The 16847-nt window shown below is 74.4% G+C and carries 13 protein-coding genes and 1 riboswitch; of the genes, 7 read left to right on the top strand and 6 right to left on the bottom strand.

The features are described 5' to 3' along the window. Nucleotides 1–74 precede the first annotated feature (74 nt). A riboswitch (cyclic di-AMP (ydaO/yuaA leader) is annotated at nt 75–248 on the bottom strand. A gap of 446 nt (nt 249–694) precedes the next feature. The 3 genes from MXD60_RS23925 to MXD60_RS23915 form a co-directional block, all read right to left on the bottom strand. Further along, on the bottom strand, nt 695–1021 hold the full coding sequence (locus tag MXD60_RS23925) for a four-helix bundle copper-binding protein (RefSeq protein ID WP_248821596.1): 327 nt from the start codon (nt 1019–1021) through the stop codon (nt 695–697). Between the two features lie 301 nt (nt 1022–1322). Next, the gene (locus tag MXD60_RS23920; protein ID WP_248821595.1) at nt 1323–2864 is read right to left on the bottom strand and encodes an amidohydrolase family protein; all 1542 of its coding nucleotides are present in this window, start codon (nt 2862–2864) and stop codon (nt 1323–1325) included. 132 nt (nt 2865–2996) lie between these two features. Next, nucleotides 2997–3191: a hypothetical protein gene (locus tag MXD60_RS23915; protein ID WP_248821594.1), complete on the bottom strand. Its 195-nt coding sequence runs from the start codon at nt 3189–3191 to the stop codon at nt 2997–2999. 589 nt (nt 3192–3780) lie between these two features. On the opposite strand from MXD60_RS23915, the gene metK reads away from it, so the two are divergent. From metK to MXD60_RS23900, 3 genes are all read left to right on the top strand, one after another. Beyond that, nucleotides 3781–4995 carry a methionine adenosyltransferase gene (gene metK, locus MXD60_RS23910; protein WP_248821593.1) on the top strand — a complete coding sequence of 405 codons (1215 nt, stop codon included), beginning with the start codon at nt 3781–3783 and terminating at the stop codon, nt 4993–4995. A 314-nt stretch (nt 4996–5309) separates the two neighbouring features. Then, a complete protein-coding gene (locus tag MXD60_RS23905) occupies nt 5310–5684 on the top strand; it encodes a DUF309 domain-containing protein (RefSeq protein ID WP_248821592.1) in 375 nt (124 codons plus the stop codon). A 149-nt stretch (nt 5685–5833) separates the two neighbouring features. After that, nucleotides 5834–7027: a thiolase family protein gene (locus MXD60_RS23900; RefSeq protein WP_248821591.1), complete on the top strand. Its 1194-nt coding sequence runs from the start codon at nt 5834–5836 to the stop codon at nt 7025–7027. A 56-nt stretch (nt 7028–7083) separates the two neighbouring features. Here MXD60_RS23900 and MXD60_RS23895 read toward each other — a convergent pair whose 3' ends face one another. Continuing rightward, the gene (locus tag MXD60_RS23895; protein WP_248821590.1) at nt 7084–7866 is read right to left on the bottom strand and encodes a DUF4232 domain-containing protein; all 783 of its coding nucleotides are present in this window, start codon (nt 7864–7866) and stop codon (nt 7084–7086) included. A 314-nt stretch (nt 7867–8180) separates the two neighbouring features. On the opposite strand from MXD60_RS23895, the gene MXD60_RS23890 reads away from it, so the two are divergent. Both MXD60_RS23890 and MXD60_RS23885 read left to right on the top strand, forming a co-directional pair. After that, on the top strand, nt 8181–9563 hold the full coding sequence (locus tag MXD60_RS23890) for a hemolysin family protein (RefSeq protein ID WP_248821589.1): 1383 nt from the start codon (nt 8181–8183) through the stop codon (nt 9561–9563). Continuing rightward, complete coding sequence (locus tag MXD60_RS23885) at nt 9560–10627, top strand: hemolysin family protein (protein ID WP_248821588.1); 1068 nt, start codon at nt 9560–9562, stop codon at nt 10625–10627. The genes MXD60_RS23890 and MXD60_RS23885 overlap by 4 nt, the downstream gene beginning before the upstream one ends. A gap of 101 nt (nt 10628–10728) precedes the next feature. Here the strand turns inward: MXD60_RS23885 and MXD60_RS23880 are convergent, their stop codons facing one another. Then, complete coding sequence (locus MXD60_RS23880; RefSeq protein WP_248821587.1) at nt 10729–11550, bottom strand: class I SAM-dependent methyltransferase; 822 nt, start codon at nt 11548–11550, stop codon at nt 10729–10731. 407 nt (nt 11551–11957) lie between these two features. Here MXD60_RS23880 and MXD60_RS23875 point away from each other — a divergent pair, with 407 nt between their 5' ends. After that, a complete protein-coding gene (locus MXD60_RS23875) occupies nt 11958–14675 on the top strand; it encodes a WD40 repeat domain-containing serine/threonine protein kinase (RefSeq protein WP_248821586.1) in 2718 nt (905 codons plus the stop codon). 61 nt (nt 14676–14736) lie between these two features. Here MXD60_RS23875 and MXD60_RS23870 read toward each other — a convergent pair whose 3' ends face one another. Beyond that, nucleotides 14737–15357 carry a TetR family transcriptional regulator C-terminal domain-containing protein gene (locus MXD60_RS23870; RefSeq protein WP_248821585.1) on the bottom strand — a complete coding sequence of 207 codons (621 nt, stop codon included), beginning with the start codon at nt 15355–15357 and terminating at the stop codon, nt 14737–14739. A 79-nt stretch (nt 15358–15436) separates the two neighbouring features. On the opposite strand from MXD60_RS23870, the gene MXD60_RS23865 reads away from it, so the two are divergent. Then, nucleotides 15437–16847 (top strand): MFS transporter (locus MXD60_RS23865; protein ID WP_248821584.1); only part of this gene is annotated, 1411 nt, incomplete at its 3' end.

Here is a 16847-nt window from a genome sequence, read left to right as displayed (position 1 = left end):
ATCTTGGCCGGGCACTTGGAGGCCCGGCGGTCGGCACCGCCGCGGCCGGTCGTTCCCGAAACTCAGGCAACGCGAAATCCTTCCCGCACGCCTGCGAGGTTAGCTGTCGGGTGCGGGCCGGGAAGCCCGGTCGTCGGCACTGGCCGACGACTTAACCCCAAGAGCGGTCGTGACGGGACCGCCCAGCAGAACCTGGTTCCCCCGCTTCTGCCCAACTGTCATGGAGGGGACTTCGGACCGCGGGCAGAACTCGGCGTCGGTCCGAAGCTCGAGTGCCCGCCAACCGTAGCGAACTACCGAGGGTAGTTACAAGTACAGATTGTGTATGAATTTCGGCGCACGTCCACCACGTTACGTGCATTGCGCTGTCGCTGCGACACTCTCGGACATCGCCCGAAGCATCGGACGAGCCAGACATCGCCACGATGTCGCAATCACCCCCCGCGGCCGTCGACCAGGAGTGACACAACGAACACACATGGCATCACTTGATGCACACGACGGAGGAACGACGGGACACGTCGCAGTCTCTCGCGGCGCGGCACGAGATGGTCGGCAGCGGGGACGCCAGGCTCGTGAGCGACGGGAAGACGACCACGGAGAGTGGGCGCAGCGGCGGTGACAGAACGTAAAAGGCCGGCGCTCCCACCCGTGGGTGGGAGCGCCGGCCAGGTGACCGACGACGTGGTCGGCGTCAGGCAGCGGCACCCGCCATGGAGGTGCAGCTCTGCTCGCAGGACCGGCAGGCCCGGGCGAGCCGGGAAAGCTGCGCGTCGCGCGGCATCTTCTCGCACATGTCGGCGCACGCGCCGCAGACCCGGGCGCACATGGCGCACATTTGCGCGTGCCACGGCGACGTCCGACACATCATGTCGGCACAGGTCCTGGTCACCGCCGCGCAGTCCATCATCGTCCGCAGGTCGGCGGCGTCCATCATGCTGCCGGGCATGTCCATGCAGTAGGAGATTGTCTCCTCACACAGTGCGGAGCAGGAAATGCACTCCTCAATGGCCTTCCTCATGGACTCGTTAATCTTCTCGGCGTGCTGCACCAAATACCTCCGATACGCGCCTGGTGATGTCGGAGTCACTGGCTAAAATCCGCCTGCCACAGCGACTCCAACCCTGGTAGAGCCCCTCCGACAATAGCTTTGGCGAACGATTCCGCATCTTGACCGCCAGGCCCGAACAAAAGGTCGCCAAAAAGCGGGAAAAGGGCCACGGGAACCGTGCTTCCGGGTAGACCCGCGGTGGCCGCAAAAGCACCGGAAGCTGGATTCGCGGCCCTGGCCGGGGCGGGATCGGGCGGCCGGGGCGGGACGGTCAGGTCGAGGTGGGACCGGCCCAGGTCGCCGCGCGCGGCGAGCCGGTCAGCGCCGCCGGCAGCCGCGGGTGCGCCAGCACCACCCGGCCGCCGAGGAAGACGCCGCCGACGGCGTCCGGGCGTTCGAACAACTCCAGATCCCCCGGCTCCTCGTCCAGCACGATCGTGTCGAAGGTGTAGCCGACGGCGATCCGTCCCAGCCGGTCGCCCACCCCGCAGAGCCGGGCCCCGGTCGCGGTGGCGGCGAGCAGGGCCTCCGGCGGGGTGAGCCCGGCCCGGCGCAGATGGCTGATCTCGGCGAGGTTGCCGCCGTGGCGGGTCCGGTGGCGGGCGTCGCTGCCCAGCGCGATGGGGACGCCCGCCGCGCGGGCCACCGCGATGGTCTCGACCAGCCCGGCCGCGGCCGCCTCGGCCCGCTCCACCGCCCATCCGGGCAGCACGCCCGTACTGGCGAGCGCCGCGAGATCGCGGTAGGGCGCGAGGGTCGGCACCAGCGTGACCCCACGGGCGACCATCGCCGCGGCCGCCCCCTCCCCCAGGCCGATGCCGTGCTCGACGGAGCGCGCGCCGGCCGCGACCGCCGCCTGCACCGCCCGCTCGCCCAACGCGTGCACCATCGCCGGCCGGCCGTACCGGGCCGCCTCGGCGACCCCCGCCGCCAGCTCCGCCTGCCCGAACGGCAGGTCAGGTTGGCCGGGCCGGGTGGACATCACCCCACCCGACGCATAGATCATCACCCAGTCGGCACCGGCCCGCAGCACGCCGCGGACCGCGGTCGGCAGGTCCCCGATCGCCCCGGCGGTGCGGGCCGGGCGCCCGGGATAGTTCGGCCCGAGCACCTCGTCGGCCGACTCCAGACCGGGCCCGAGGATCGCGCCGTCGCCGTGGCTCCCGGACCGGCTCAGCGCGACGACCGACACCGCCATCCGCGGGCCGGGCACCGTCCCCGCGGCCAGCGCATCGCGGATGCCGGCGTCGGCGCCGCCGGCGTCCCGCAGGAAGGTGACGCCGGCGCGCAGGCTGGCCCGCAGCGCCTCGGCGGTCTGCAGGTAGCGGGTGGACAGCGGGGTGGTGACCAGCTCGAACGGGTCGTAGGTGGACTGGGTGACGTGGGCGTGGCAGTCCACCACGCCCGGCATCAGCCACAGCCCGCGGGCGTCCACGTCCACCACGTCCGGCTCCAGCGGCAGGCCCGGGCCGAGCGCCCGGATGACGCCGGCGCGCACCGCGACGTCGACGGGGTCACCGAACCGACCGCTCTCGTCGAGCACGTGCGCCGCACGCAACGTGAAGGTGTCGACTCCCGTCTCCGCGTCCCGCCCACGCGCCGGCCGGGCGGCGGTCGACGGCCGGTGGACCGGCCGCACGGGCGCCGGCGCGGCGGGCTGCCCGGCACCCGCCCGCCGCTCGGAGCCGGTCGGTGGCCTGGCGCCGGTGGGCTGCCTGGCGCCGGTCGGCTGCTCGGAGCCGGTCGGCTGCTCGGAGCCGGTGGGCTGCTCGGAGCCGGTGGGCTGCTCGGATGATGCGAGGGGATCGGTCATGACCTATGCCGTTCCTGCCGGATCGACGACCTTCGGTCAGCCACGAAGCGGTGGTGGGACTCGGCCGAGAGGTCTCAGCAGGCGAGCCCCGGGGCCGGGGTGACGGGAGAAGGTCCGGGAAGCCGCGGACGTTCAGCAGCGACAGGCCGCGGCGTTGACCCGGCAGGTGTCGATGTGCCGACGGTGGGTGAGCTGGCGCGCCTCGTCGGAACGCGGGCAGGGCGTCGCCGCCAGTAGCCTGCGGACCCCGGACACCCCGACCTCCCCCTGCTCGCCGACGCCGTCCCAGCGACGGACCACTGCCCGGAACGGACCACTGCCCGTCACGAGCAGCGTCTCCCGAGCATCACCGTAACCAGCGCGCCGCAGCGGCGCAAAAGCACCGACCGGTACCTGCGCACCGGGCGGCTGGTTGACGTCACGTCTGTGGCCGTGGTGGGATCGCTGCGTGCTGCGCCCGACACCTCTCGTCACGCGCGGTCACATTGATTTCGCCCGGGTGACGTCCGCCATCTGTACCGCGCGCTGAGCCGCACGGCGGGCGCACGCGTCCGCCGGCCGGCCTCAGCGCTTCCGCGAGACCGGGGCCAGTCCAATGGTCACCCCGATCAGCACCCGCGCCGTTTCTCCCCCGCTGCTCTCCGAGCCAGGCCGCCCGTTCGCGTCCGGCGCGGCGTCCAGTCCCGCGCCCACCCCGCACCGTCAGGCTGAGCTCGCCGGACAGCTCTGAGCTCGCCGGACAGCTCTGAGCTCGCCGGACAGCTCTGAGCTCGCCGGACAGCTTCGCGCCCGCCGGATCCGGGACAGGCCCGGGCGGGCGGGGATGTCCCGGATCCGGCGCACGCCACCGAGCCACACCACCCCCGCCGCCGACCCACCGCGACCGCGGCTGCCGACCTACGAAACGAGGCTTCCCATGTCCCGCCGTCTGTTCACCTCCGAATCCGTCACCGAAGGTCATCCCGACAAGCTGGCCGACCAGATCAGTGACGCGCTGCTCGACGCCTACCTGGCCGGCGACCCGCGGTCCCGGGTCGCGGTGGAGACCCTGCTGACCACCGGCCACGTCCACGTGGCCGGCGAGGTCACCAGCTCCGCCCACGTCGACGTGACCGCGGTCGTGCGCCGCACCCTCACCGACATCGGCTACGACGCCGCGACCGGCTTCGACGGCGCGACCGTCGGCGTGCTCGTGTCCATCGGCGCGCAGTCCGCCGACATCGCCCAGGGCGTCGACCAGGCGTACGAGGCCCGGGTCGAGGGCGGCGAGGACGCGCTCGCCCAGCAGGGCGCCGGCGACCAGGGGATCATGTTCGGCTACGCCAGCGACGAGACGCCCGATCTGCTGCCGCTGCCGATCACGCTGGCCCACCGGCTGGCCCAGCGCCTGTCCGCGGTGCGCCACGAGGGTGTCCTGCCCTACCTGCGCCCGGACGGCAAGACCCAGGTCACGATCGAGTACGACGAGGACGACCGGCCGGTGCGCCTGGACACCGTCGTCGTCTCGGCGCATCACGCCGCCGACGTCGACCTGACCAACCAGCTCATCCCGGACATTCGCGCGCACGTGATCGAGCCCGAGCTCAAGCGGCTCGCCGAGGAGAACCTGGGCCTGGAGGTCGACGGTTACCGCCTGCTCGTCAACCCGACCGGCCGGTTCGAGATCGGCGGCCCGATCGGCGACGCCGGCCTCACCGGCCGCAAGATCATCATCGACACCTACGGCGGCTACGCCCGCCACGGCGGCGGCGCGTTCTCCGGCAAGGACCCGTCCAAGGTCGACCGCTCCGCCGCCTACGCGCTGCGCTGGGTGGCCAAGAACATCGTCGCCGCCGGCCTCGCCCGCCGGGCCGAACTGCAGGTCGCCTACGCGATCGGCAAGGCCGAGCCGGTCGGGTTGTTCCTGGAGACGTTCGGCACCGAGACCGTCCCCGTGGCCGAGATCACCCGGGCCGTCTCGGAGGTCTTCGACCTGCGCCCGGCCGCCATCATCCGCGACCTCGAGCTGCTGCGCCCGATCTACCGCCAGACCGCCGCGTACGGGCATTTCGGCCGGCCGCTGCCGGAGTTCGCCTGGGAGCGCACCGACCGCGCCGCCGCGCTGCGCACCGCCGCCGGCGCCGGCGCCTGAACCCGGCCGGCGGCCGGACCCACCGGCCGGACCGCGGCCGCGTCCCGGCCGAGGTTGATCACTGCGGGTGACATGTTGGCCGTCACCTGGCCACACTGGTCGGAATGACCACGTCGCCCCGCCCCGGACGCCCCGACCCCGCCGGGCGCTCGCCCACCTCCCCGCAGGCTGGCGAGCGCCCTGCCGGGCCACCGTCGCCCACCCCGCCGCGGCCCTCCGCCGCACCGCCGCCCACTGCGCCGCGGCCATCGCGCCGGGCGGCGGAACGTCCCCGGGACGAGCTCGGGCGCCCGTTGCCGCGCGAGGCCGACGGCGTGGCGCCGCTGAACCTGCCGCCGGTCCTCGCGCCCGCCGCCGCGCTGGCCGCCGCGCAGCACCTGCTGGACGTCGGCCGGCCCTTCCAGGCCCACGAGGTGTTGGAGGCGGTCTGGAAGTCGGCCGCGGACGACGACCGCGAGCTGTGGCGCGGGCTGGCCCAGCTCGCCGTCGGCATCACCCACCTGGCCCGGGGCAACGCCCGCGGCGGAATCGCGGTGCTCACCCGGGCGTCGGAGAACCTCGCGCCCTTCACCGACCGGCCCGCCCACGGCGTGGACGTCGCCGGGCTGCGCGCATGGATCGCCGCACGCGTCACCGAGGCCGTCCGGGAGCCGGCCGCGCGCCTGGCGGTGCCCCGCCTCCAGCGCTGACGCCGCACACCACCGACCGTCCGCGCGCATCCCGGACCTGCCGCCCTATCCTGGAATGTGCAATCCATTTTTGTGGTTGTGCCGGGCGAAGTCGAGCACACGGGTCGGGTGGCGGGACGCTCCGCCGTCCCACTGGCGAGGGAGTTGCGATGGAAGACGCTGTCATCGTCGACGCGGTCCGCACGGCCTCGGGTCGGGGCAAGCCGGGCGGCGCGCTGTCCGCGGTCCCCCCGGTCGAACTGCTGGCCACGGCGCTGCGAGCCCTGGTCGACCGCAACGGGCTCGACCCGGCGCAGGTCGACGACGTGATCACCGGCTGTGTCACCCAGATCGGCGACCAGGCGGCCAACATCGGGCGTTACGCCGTGCTCTCCGCCGGTTTCCCCGAGTCGGTGCCGGCCACGACCGTCGACCGCCAGTGCGGCTCCAGCCAGCAGGCCGCACACTTCGCCGCCCAGGGCGTGATCGCCGGGGCGTACGACATCGTGATCGCGGCCGGGGTCGAGTCGATGAGCCGGGTGCCGATGGGCTCCGCCGTCGTCGGCGGCTCGCCGTACGGCCCGAGCATGCACGCGCGTTACCCCGAGGGCCTGTCCAGCCAGGGCGTCGGCGCGGAGCTGATCAGCGCCCGCTGGAAGCTCGACCGGGCCGACCTCGACGCCTTCGCCGCCCGGTCGCACCAGCTCGCCGCCGCCTCGGCGGCCCGCGGCGACTTCGCGAACGAGATCATCCCGGTGGACATCATCCTCCCGGACGGCCAGGCCGCGACACATCTGGTCGACCAGACGGTGCGGCCCGCGACGACCGTCGACGGCCTCGCCGGGCTGCGGCCGTCGTTCCACACCGAGGAGCTGGCGGCGCGGTTCCCGGAGATCGGCTGGCACGTCACGGCGGGCAACGCGTCCCCGCTGACCGACGGCGCCTCCGCGGTGCTGATCATGAGCGCGTCGAAGGCCGCCGCGCTCGGCCTGCGGCCGCGGGCCCGTTTCCACGGCTTCTCCGTGGTCGGCTCCGACCCGCTGCTCATGCTGACCGGGCCTATCCCGGCGACCCGCAAGGTGCTCGAGCGGACCGGGCTGTCCATCGACGACCTCGACGCCTACGAGGTCAACGAGGCCTTCGCGCCGGTGCCGCTGGCCTGGGCCCGTGACACCGGGGCGGACCCGGCGAAGCTCAACCCGCGCGGCGGCGCGATCGCGCTGGGCCACGCCCTGGGCGGTTCGGGCACCCGGCTGCTGACCACGCTGGTCAACCACCTCGAGGCCACCGGCGGGCGCTACGGCCTGGAGACGATGTGCGAGGGCGGCGGCATGGCCAACGCCACCATCATCGAGCGGCTCTGACCACCCGCGCCGCTACTGGCCGGCGGTGACGGCCGGTAGCGGCGACCGCAGCGCGGCTAGCCGGTGAAGGCCGTCACCGACAGTTGGGTGACGGCGGGGTCGGTGCAGGCCGTGACGCCGGACAGCGGCAGGCGCAGCGCGGCGGTGTTCGCCGGCGGGTAGATCCGCAGCGCCGCCACCGGGGCGGTCTGGTCCGGCTGTTCGCAGCCCTGCTGGATGCCGGGATGCACGGTGCGCAGCGTCGCCGTCGCCGAGCCGCCGGGAGCCAGCCGGACCGCCGCGCCGGTCGCGCCCGTCCGGGTGGCGGCCGCGCCCACCTGCCGGCCGGCCTCGTCGACGTACGACACCCCCGGGAAGCCGCGCAGCAGGCAGGACGTGCTGCCGGTGTTGGTCAGCACGAGCTTCTCGTAGGTGCTGCCGGCAGCGCCCTCGCCGTCGGCGGAGCGCACCGACAGCCGCGACGTCGGGCACAGCCCGCCGGCCGGCGCGGTGACCCCGGCGGCGGCCACCCCACCCGCCGACGGCGCGGCCGTCGAGGGACTCACCCGGCCCGGGGTCGCGGACGGCCCGGTCGGCGGCGTCGGCCGGGCCGGCACCGGTGACACCGCCGACGGCGAGCCGGTCGGTGCCGGTGACACCCAGCCGGCCGGCGGGCCGCCCTCGGGAGCGGTGACCGTCGAGGCCGATCCGCCACTGGAACAGCCGGCCGCGCCGCCGGCGGCGGCGAGCACCGCCGCGACGAGCAGTCCGGCCGTCCGCGGCGACCCAGCCCACGGCGACACTGTCGCCCGGCCCGCGAGGCCGGGACGTGACGAGAACCTCACTCGTAGCCGTTGCATGGCGACCTCCCTGTGCCGTGACGTCATCCTCCCCCTTCCCACTGTCACCCTCCGTGACACCCAACCGGCGACCCCCGTTGGCCCGGCAGCGAGACCACATCGTGATCTCATACCGAAGGCCGCCGCGGGTCTGGACCGTCCGGCGGCCACACGCCATCGTGAAACGGACGGGGAACCCGGCGCGTTGAACCCGCAGAACGGGGTACGGGCAGCGCACCGGCCGCCCCGCACCGACCGGAAGGGATCATGAAGGACTCCGACGACGCCGGATGTAGTTCCGGCCGACCCACGTATGCGCCGACGGGGGTCGACCGATGATCGAGGCGCTGCTGTTGTTGCTCGGGTTGGCGCTCGTCGCCGCCTGCGGCGTGTTCGTTGCCGCCGAGTTCGCGTTCATCACCGCCGATCGGCCCTCGGTCGAGCGGGCCGTGGAGAACGACGTGCGGGGCGCCCGCGGCGTCCTGACCGCGTTGCGCACCCTGTCCACCCAGCTCTCCGGTGCCCAGCTCGGGATCACCGTGACGAACCTGGCGGTCGGCTTCCTCACCGAACCGGCGGTCGCGTCCCTGCTGCGCGGGCCGCTGCGGGCGCTCGGGGTCTCCCAGGGTGCCGTCGGCGCGCTGTCCGTCACGATCGCGATGATCCTCGCGACCGCGGTGACGATGGTGTTCGGCGAGCTGGTGCCGAAGAACCTGGCGCTCGCCCATCCCCTCGCCGTCGCGCGGGCGGTGCAGGGGCCGCAGCGGGCGTTCACCCGGGTCGCGGGCATGCTCATCCGCACGTTGAACGCGACGGCGAACGCCCTGCTGCACCGCCTCGGCATCCATCCGCAGGAGGAACTCGCCTCGGCCCGCTCGGCGCAGGAGCTGTTCTCCCTGGTCGGACGGTCCGCCGAACACGGAACGCTGTCGCGGGAGACCGCGACCCTGGTGCAGCGGACGCTGCTGTTCGGTGACCGCACCGCCGAGGACGTCATGACACCGCGGATGCGCATGCGCACCGTCCACGCCGACGAACCGATCAGCGAGGTCATCACCCTCACCCGGCGTACCGGGCACTCCCGCTACCCGGTGCTCGGCGCGGACAGCGACGACGTCGTCGGGGTCATCCACATCAAGAACGCGGTCGGCGTCCCCGAGGAGGCCCGGGAGACCACGCCGGTACGCGAGGTCATGGTCGCGCCGGTGACGGTGCCCTCGACCCTGCTGCTGGACCCGCTGCTGGAGACGCTGCGCGCCGGCGGCCTGCAGATGGCCATCGTCGTCGACGAGTTCGGCGGGACGGACGGCCTGGTCACCGCCGAGGACCTGATCGAGGAGATCGTCGGTGACGTCGTCGACGAGCACGACCGGGTCTCCCCCCGCGCGCTGCGCCGCAGCGACGGGAGCTGGCTGCTGTCCGGACTGCTGCGCCCGGAGGAGGCGGCCAACATCACCGGCATCGACATCCCCACCGACGACACCTACCAGACGCTCGGCGGCCTGATGGCCCGTGCGCTGGGCCGCATCCCGCACGCCGGAGACGCCGCCGCCGTCGCGGGCGTGCGCTACACCGTCGAGCGGATGGACGGCCGGCGCGTCGACCGGATCCGGCTGAACCCGGTCGCCCCGACCGGCGTCACCTCCCTGGACGACGTCCCCGCGGACGCGGGGAAGGCACGCCAGGGCGAGCCGCTCGGCCGGACGGCAGGCCGATGAACGCCCTGCTCGCGATCAGCGCCACCGTTCTGCTGCTGGCCCTCAACGCGCTGTTCGTGGGCGCCGAGTTCGCCCTGATCTCGGCCCGCCGCTCCAGCATCGAACCGATGGCGCAGGCCGGCTCCCGGCTCGCGAAGATCACGCTCGGGGCGATGGAGAACGTCTCGGTGCTCCTCGCCGGCGCGCAGCTCGGCGTCACCGTCTGCACGTTGGGGCTCGGCGCGCTCGGCGAACCGGCGCTCGCGGATCTGCTGCACGGACCGTTCGAGGCGATCGGGCTGCCGGGCACGCTGCTGCACCCGCTGTCCTTCGCGATCGCCCTGGGCGTCGTGACGTTCCTGCACGTGGTCGTCGGCGAGATGGTCCCGAAGAACATCGCGCTGGCGTTGCCGGACCGGTCGGTGCTGGTGCTCGCACCGCTGCTCGTCGGCTTCGTCCGGCTCGGCAAGCCGGTGATCATCCTGCTGAACGCGGTGGCCGGCCTGTCGCTACGGGCGGTCGGCGTCGAGCCGAAGGACGAGGTCGCGAGCGTTTTCACCCGCGACGAGGTCGCCGGTCTGGTGGAGGAGTCGCACCGCGAGGGCCTGCTCGCCGAGGACGAGCACGAGCTGCTCACGGGCGCGCTGTCGTTCGATGAGCGCACCGCGCGCAGCGTGCTGCTCGCCCCCGCGGGCCTGGTCACGGTGCCGACCACGATCACCCCGCGGGAGTTGGAGAACCTCGCCGCCGAGACCGGCTTCACCCGCTTCCCGGTGCTCGACGACGCCGGTGAGATGACCGGCTACCTGCACCTCAAGGACGTGCTGGAGACCCGCGCCGAGCGGCGCGCCAGCCCGGTCGCGGCCAAGTGGGTCCGGCCGTTGGCGCATGTCGGCGCGGATGACAGCCTGCGCACCGCGCTCGCCACGATGCAGCACTCGGGCGCGCACCTGGCCCGGGTCACCGACGCCGGCGGCGCCGTGCTCGGACTGGTCGCGCTGGAGGACATCCTCGAGGAACTGGTCGGCGAGATCCGCGACGACGCCGTCCGCGGCGGCACCCGCCACCAGCGCCAGCCCGCCTGACCCGCCGGCCCGGACCCGCCTCGCCGCCGCGCCTGGGACCGCCGGGGCCCGTTCCGTCCCGTCCGCCACCCGGCGGGCAGGCGGGCCGGGCCGCGGACCGGTCAGGGGCGGCGCGGGTCGCGGGTGACGACGACGGCCATCGACGGCGCCCACCAGTAGCTGCAGTCCGCCGGCGGGCGCAGGCCGTCCACGATCCGTACCGAGAAGGACCGGAAGTGGCGCAGCAGCGCGCGCTGATGCCGCCGGGACAGCGAGTCGATCTCGTTCGAGTAGTAGGTGAACGCGCCGCCGTCGGTCAGGTGCTCGGCGGCGTGCGCGAAGAAGTGCTCGGCGAACGTCGCGTCGCGCAGCACGTAGGTGTCGACCTCGGACTCGTCCATCGGGTAGGTGTCGAACAGCACCCCGTCGAAGCGGCCGAGCCCGGGCAGCGCGTCCTGCCAGCGCCCGGTGACGATCTCGACGCCGTGGCGGCCACCGGCCGACGCCCACTGCCGCGCCGCGGCGGCGGTGTCCGCGTTGGCCTCGACGATGACGTGGCGGGCCGGGCCGCGCTCCTGGACGAAGCCGGCGGACAGCCCGAGCCCGAAACCGATCTCCAGCACACTGCCCCCGGGAACCGTGACCGCCTCGGCCAGCGCGCGCATCAGCGGCGCCTCCCAGGTCTGCATCACCTCCTGGCCGGAGACCAGCAGGGTGCCGTCCACGATCGTGGGCGCCGCCTCGTCGATCGCGGTGTCGATGCGGGGGCGGGCGGCGCCGGGAACCATGGTCGACGCCGCCGCGTCGAGCGCGCCGAGGTCGGCGACGAACTCGTCGAGGGCACGGTCGAGCAGGAACTGGCGTGGCTCGTCGGACATCGAGGCGAGCAGTGACGACTCGGTCGGGGTGAGCGTCACCTCAAAGGTGGCATTGCGGCGGAGCACGCGACCTCCCCAGGACAAATCCCGCACTGCGTCACACACTAGCCACTCTCGTCAGCAACAACCGGGAAACGAGAGAGCACGACACAAAGGGCCGGCCGAACGCGACCCGAAAGAAGGCGGAGATCAAATCATGTGATATTGCTTGTTGCTGGACATTTCGTCCGCGATCCGACGTCGATGAAGCGCGGCTCCACCACGCGCAATGACCACCCTGCCCGGTGACACCTGACCCAGGTGTCACCGGCGCGACAAATCCTGATCTGCCCACCCGTACCACCTGCTGGTATGAAGAAGTAGTTCAGAGTGGCACCATGGGCCCACGGGCCCGGATTTCGGTACTGGGACATGCGGGGCCACGGTGCCGCCGCGGGAGTGGGGCACGGGTGGCGGGGTCAGCACCATCTCCGTTGGCCGGCAGCTCCGCGCGCCCGCTGCACCCGGACGATCCGCGCCAGCTCGGCTCCTACCAGGTCATCGGCCGGCTCGGCCAGGGCGGCATGGGGACGGTGTTCCTCGGACGGGCGCCGGACGGCACCGCCGTCGCGATCAAGGTCATCCGGCCCGAGCTCGCGCAGCGCCCGGAGTTCCGGGCCCGCTTCGAACGGGAGGCCGAGAGCGCCCGGCGGGTCCGCCGGTTCACCACCGCGGCCGTGCTCGACGCCGACCCGCACGGCCCGCAGCCGTACCTGGTCACCGAGTTCGTCGAGGGCCCGACGCTGTCCCGGCACGTCTCGATCCGCGGCCCGCTGCGCCCCGCCGACCTCGAACAGCTCGCCGTGAGCGTGACGACGGCGCTCGGCGCCATCCACGCCGCGGGCATCGTCCACCGCGATCTCACTCCCGGCAACGTGCTGCTCTCCCCGGTCGGCCCGAAGGTGATCGACTTCGGCCTGGCCCGCGAGTTCAACGCGGACACCGAGCTGAGCCGCAACGTGCGCCAGGCGATCGGCACCCCGGGCTACATGTCCCCGGAGCAGATCCTGGACTCGCCGATCACCTCGGCGGTCGACATCTTCGCCTGGGGCGCGATCATGATCTTCGCCGCCACCGGGCAGCCGCCGTTCGGCACCGGACGGATGGAGGCGATCCTCTACCGGATCATCAACGAGCCGCCGCGGCTCGACGGCGTCAACGCGGAGCTGCGCGGCCTCGTCGAGGTCGCGATGGCGAAGGACCCCGCGGACCGCCCCAGCGCCGAGGAGCTGCGCACCGCCCTGATCGGCGGCGGGACCCTGCCGCCCCCCGCGGTGGTCCCGCCCGGCGGCAGCGGCCCGGAGGCGACCGGCGACCGGCACCGGCGGTGGGGCCGGCGCGGCCGCGGCGCCTCGACCAGCACCACCCCACCCACGAACGCCCCGGCTACCCATGCCCCGACCACGAACACCCCGGCCAGCGCGGCGTCAGCCACCAACGCACCGGCCTCATCCGCACCGCCCTCATCCGCACCGGCCACCAGCGCACCCGCCAGCAACCGGCCAGCCAGCACCGCCTCAGCCAGCAACGTGCCAGCCAGCACCGCCCCAGCCAGCAACGTGCCGGTCCCGAACGCGGCCGCCGGCCACGCGCCGGGCAGCAGCGCGGCGCTCGCGGGCAGCCGAAGCGCGCCGGCCCCCGCGCTGCCACAGCGCGGCCTCGGCGGCGGACCGGCAGCGTCCGAGCGGACCCAGCTCTCACCGCCGCCCCTCGTCGGCCCGCCACCGGTCGTCTCCCGGCCGGTCCCGCCGCCGCCGGCAGGATCGCCGGGGCCTTCGCCGCGGTCGGCGGCCGCGGCCCGGCCGATCCCCGGCGGCTCCTCCCCGGCAGATCAGGGCGCCGCGGCCGGGCGCGCCGGCGGGCGGCGCCGGGCGGTCGTCCTCGGCGCGGCGCTCGCGGTGCTGCTCGCCGCGGCGCTCGCCGTCCCGCTGATCGTGCTGCGCGGCAACGGGCAGTCCAGCGGTCCGGACGCCGCCGAGCGGGCCCGTGTCTCCGCCCGGCTGGCCGCCGAGGCCACCTCGCGGCGCGCGCAGGACCCCCGGCTCGCCGCCCGGCTCAGCCTCGCCGCCTACACCGTCGCGCCGACCGCGGCCGCCCGCGACGCCATGATCGCCTCGTTCGCGGAGTCGACCGCGACGCAGATACCGAGCACCGGCGTCGCCTACTCGGATCTCGCGCTCAGCCCCGACGGCACGACGCTCGCCGGCACCGACGACAACGGCCGCCTGCACCTGTGGCGCCTCGCCGGTGCGAGTCCCCCCGTGGTCACCGCGGCCGGTTCGGACGACGACCATGCCAGCGGTGTCGTCTTCGACGCGGGCGGCCGCGCGCTCGCGACCGGCGGATCCACCGACGCCGGCCGGGTGTGGGACGTCACCGCGCCGGCCCGGCCACGCGCCCTCGGCGCCCTCGGCGCGCAGGCGACGCCGGTGCACCGGCTGGCGCTGTCGTCGCGGGGGCACCTGCTGGCCACCGCGGGCATGGACTCGTCGGTGGGCCTGTGGGACATCACCGACCCGGACGCGCCGGTCTCGCTGAACCTGCTGATCGGCCGCACCGGCCCGGTGACGGGCATCGCGCTGCGCCCGGACGGCCGGCTGCTCGCGGTCGCCGGCGTCGGGGGCGCGGTGGGGCTCTGGGATCTCACCGATCCGCGCCTTCCGGTCCCGGCGGCGCCGGTGACGGGGCATGCGGGCGCGGTGAACACGGTCGCGTTCAGCCCGGACGGCCGGCTGCTCGCCTCCGGCGGGGACGACGGGGTCCTGCAGGTGGCCGACGTCGCCGACCCGGCCCATCCCCGGGTCGCGCACCGCCTGAGCGGCCACTCCGACCCGGTCGCGGCGGTCGCGTTCACCACCGCGAACCAGCTGGTGAGCGCGGATCTCGCCGGTACCGTCGCCTACTGGAACCTCGCCCTGGCCGCGCCGACGTTCACCGCACTGGGCACGCTCGACGCGCCGGTCCGGGCCCTGAGCACCACCGCCGCCGGCACCGTCGCGGCGGCCACGGACAAGGGGACGGTCGTGCTCGGCTCGCTCGACCCGGCGAGGCTGCGCACCCTGGCGTGCGCGTCGCCGCAGGCGCGGCCGAGCCGGGACGAGTGGCGCAAGTTCGCCGCGGACGTGCCGTTCACCGACGCGTGCGCCGGCTGAGCGTCCGCCAGCCGTAGGAGGCAGGCCCGTTCGCTGCTCGGCCAGACCGGGCCGGGCTCACTCAACCGCCCGGTGTCGCCCGGGGGATCCATCCGGACGTGATCCCCAGCAGGGCTCGGACCGACGCGTCCAAGGCGCGCAGGAGCCCACGAGCCTCGGCGGAGTCCGGTGGCAGCTGGAGCAGGCGCGCCGCGAAGCCATCGCTCAACGCGACCAGACCGGCGGCCATATCGGCGGCATCGCGGTCGGCCTCGATGAGGCCGTCGCGCTGCGCCCGGCGCAGCAGTTCCGCCGTCGCGTCCTGAATCGTACGGTAGCCCTCGGCGAGGAGCTTGCTCCAGTCGGAACGGCCGGCGGCGCGGGCACTGAAGGCCATGATCATAATCGCTTCCTCGCGCCGCCGCTCATCGAGCGGCAGGGCCTGGCGCAGGTGCACGTCGAGGCCGGCGTCGTGGGGAAGGGACGCGTAGCGGGACTCCAGCCGTTCCTCGGTGAGCTCAAGGGCGCCGAGGATCATTTCTTCCTTGCTGGGGAAGATTTTCTGCACCGCACCAGGGGAGATGCCGCACTCGGCCGCGACCGAGCGCACGCTCACGGCCTCCAGCCCGGCCCGCGCCGCGAGTCGCAGCAACGCGGCGGCCACGGCGCGGCGACGCGCGTCGCGGTCGATGACCTTCGGCATCAGACCCCCCCATCAATTCGGCCGTCAGTGCCGACGTCCGGATACGATCGTATCCTGATCTCCGTCCGAGAGGGGACACGTGGCCGCCACCGCCCCCGCACCGGTCCCGGCCCGGGCCGGGCGCAACGAACTCGCCGCCGCGCTGGCCCGCGGGCCGGTGGAGGTTCTCGACTTCCTCCTGCCCCTGTGGGCCGGTGCGGCGCTGGGTCTCGCACCCGCCGCTGTCGGCGCGCTGGCCGCCACGGAGACGCTCGTGTCCCTGCTCGCGCGGCCCATCGCCGGCATCCTGGCGGACCGGCTGGACCGCAGCCGGCTCGCGGCCGCCGGCGCCGCCATCAACGCGGTGGCCTTCGCCGGGTACGCGCTCGCGGGCAGCCTGGGGATGGCGATGGTGGCCGCCGTTGTCGGCGGCGTCGGCGGCGCCGTGTTCTGGATCGCCCTGCGGGCCCGGGTCGCCGCGGCGCTGACCGCCGACACCAGCGCCTTCGCGCGGCTGTTCGCGGCCGAGGGGACGGGCACGTGGATCGCCTTCGTCGCCGCTCTCGTTCTCCTGCCCCGGGTCGACTACCGCGGGGTGTTCTGGCTCGGCGCGGCGGCCTGCGCCGCGGCGGGGATCGCCCTGCCGCACCGGGCGCCCGGTGTCGATGGCGACGCCGCCCGCATACCGCGACCGCGCGCCCTCGGCCGCCGGCTGTGGCCCCTGCTGGGGGTGGTCGCGCTCACCGCGTTGGCCGAGTCCGGGGTGGCGCTGCTGCTCCTGATGGACCTGCAACGTCGGCACGGGCTGGAACCGGCATCGATCGCGCTGGTCTTCCTGCCCGGTTTCCTCGTCTACAGCACCGCGCCGGAGTTCCTGCACTCGATCGTGACGGGACTCGGCCGCGGCCGGGTGATGGTCGCCGCGCTCGTCGGCAGCGCGGCGTTCACCCTTGCCCTCGCCCCGGCTCCCCCGCCCTGGGTGCTCGCCGTGGTCTGGGTGCTCGCCGCCGCCGCCTTCGCCGCCGCGGTACCCATCGAGCAGGCCGTCGTCACCGAGGCCGCCGGGGTGAGCCTCGGACAGGGCATGGCCGTCTACGAATGCGCGAACCTGCTCGGGATGACCATCGGCACGCTCGGCGTCGGCCTTCTCTATGGGACGGCCGGCGGCCGGGCGCTGGCCTGCGTCCTCGCCACCTCGCTCCTCCTCACCGCCGCCGCCCTGGTCCGGCCGGCACTGCGCCGCCTCGGCGTCGCGGACCGTCCCGCTCCGGGTCCCCGGCTCGGACCGGACGAGACGCCGGCCGTGGGTGCGGCCGCCACCGTGACGGGTCCGCACGGGTTCGCCGCGGGTGCGGGCAGTCACGGGCGCCACGCGGTTGGCCGCTTACCGGCCGGTCCCGGCGCCGGGGCCGGCGGCCGGGCGCCGGCGGCCGCCCCCCCGCCGGCGGCCCGGCGGCCCGCGGACCGCGGCGGGGGGGCGCCCGCGGCGGGGGGCGGGGGGGGGGAGGTCG

It is taken from the genome of Frankia sp. AgB32 (assembly GCF_023243045.1).
GTDB lineage: Bacteria > Actinomycetota > Actinomycetes > Frankiales > Frankiaceae > Frankia.
Note: the sequence above shows the minus strand (reverse complement) of the source record. Positions and strands in the feature narration are given on the sequence as shown.

What these genes read in the sequence shown, in the direction of transcription:
- MXD60_RS23890 (WP_248821589.1), top strand. Translation starts at nt 8,181, where the DNA reads ATGATCGAGGCGCTGCTGTTGTTGCTCGGGTTGGCGCTCGTCGCCGCC.
- MXD60_RS23925 (WP_248821596.1), bottom strand. Translation starts at nt 1,021, where the DNA reads ATGAGGAAGGCCATTGAGGAGTGCATTTCCTGCTCCGCACTGTGTGAG.
- MXD60_RS23895 (WP_248821590.1), bottom strand. Translation starts at nt 7,866, where the DNA reads ATGCAACGGCTACGAGTGAGGTTCTCGTCACGTCCCGGCCTCGCGGGC.
- metK (WP_248821593.1), top strand. Translation starts at nt 3,781, where the DNA reads ATGTCCCGCCGTCTGTTCACCTCCGAATCCGTCACCGAAGGTCATCCC.
- MXD60_RS23870 (WP_248821585.1), bottom strand. Translation starts at nt 15,357, where the DNA reads ATGCCGAAGGTCATCGACCGCGACGCGCGTCGCCGCGCCGTGGCCGCC.
- MXD60_RS23920 (WP_248821595.1), bottom strand. Translation starts at nt 2,864, where the DNA reads ATGACCGATCCCCTCGCATCATCCGAGCAGCCCACCGGCTCCGAGCAG.
- MXD60_RS23900 (WP_248821591.1), top strand. Translation starts at nt 5,834, where the DNA reads ATGGAAGACGCTGTCATCGTCGACGCGGTCCGCACGGCCTCGGGTCGG.
- MXD60_RS23885 (WP_248821588.1), top strand. Translation starts at nt 9,560, where the DNA reads ATGAACGCCCTGCTCGCGATCAGCGCCACCGTTCTGCTGCTGGCCCTC.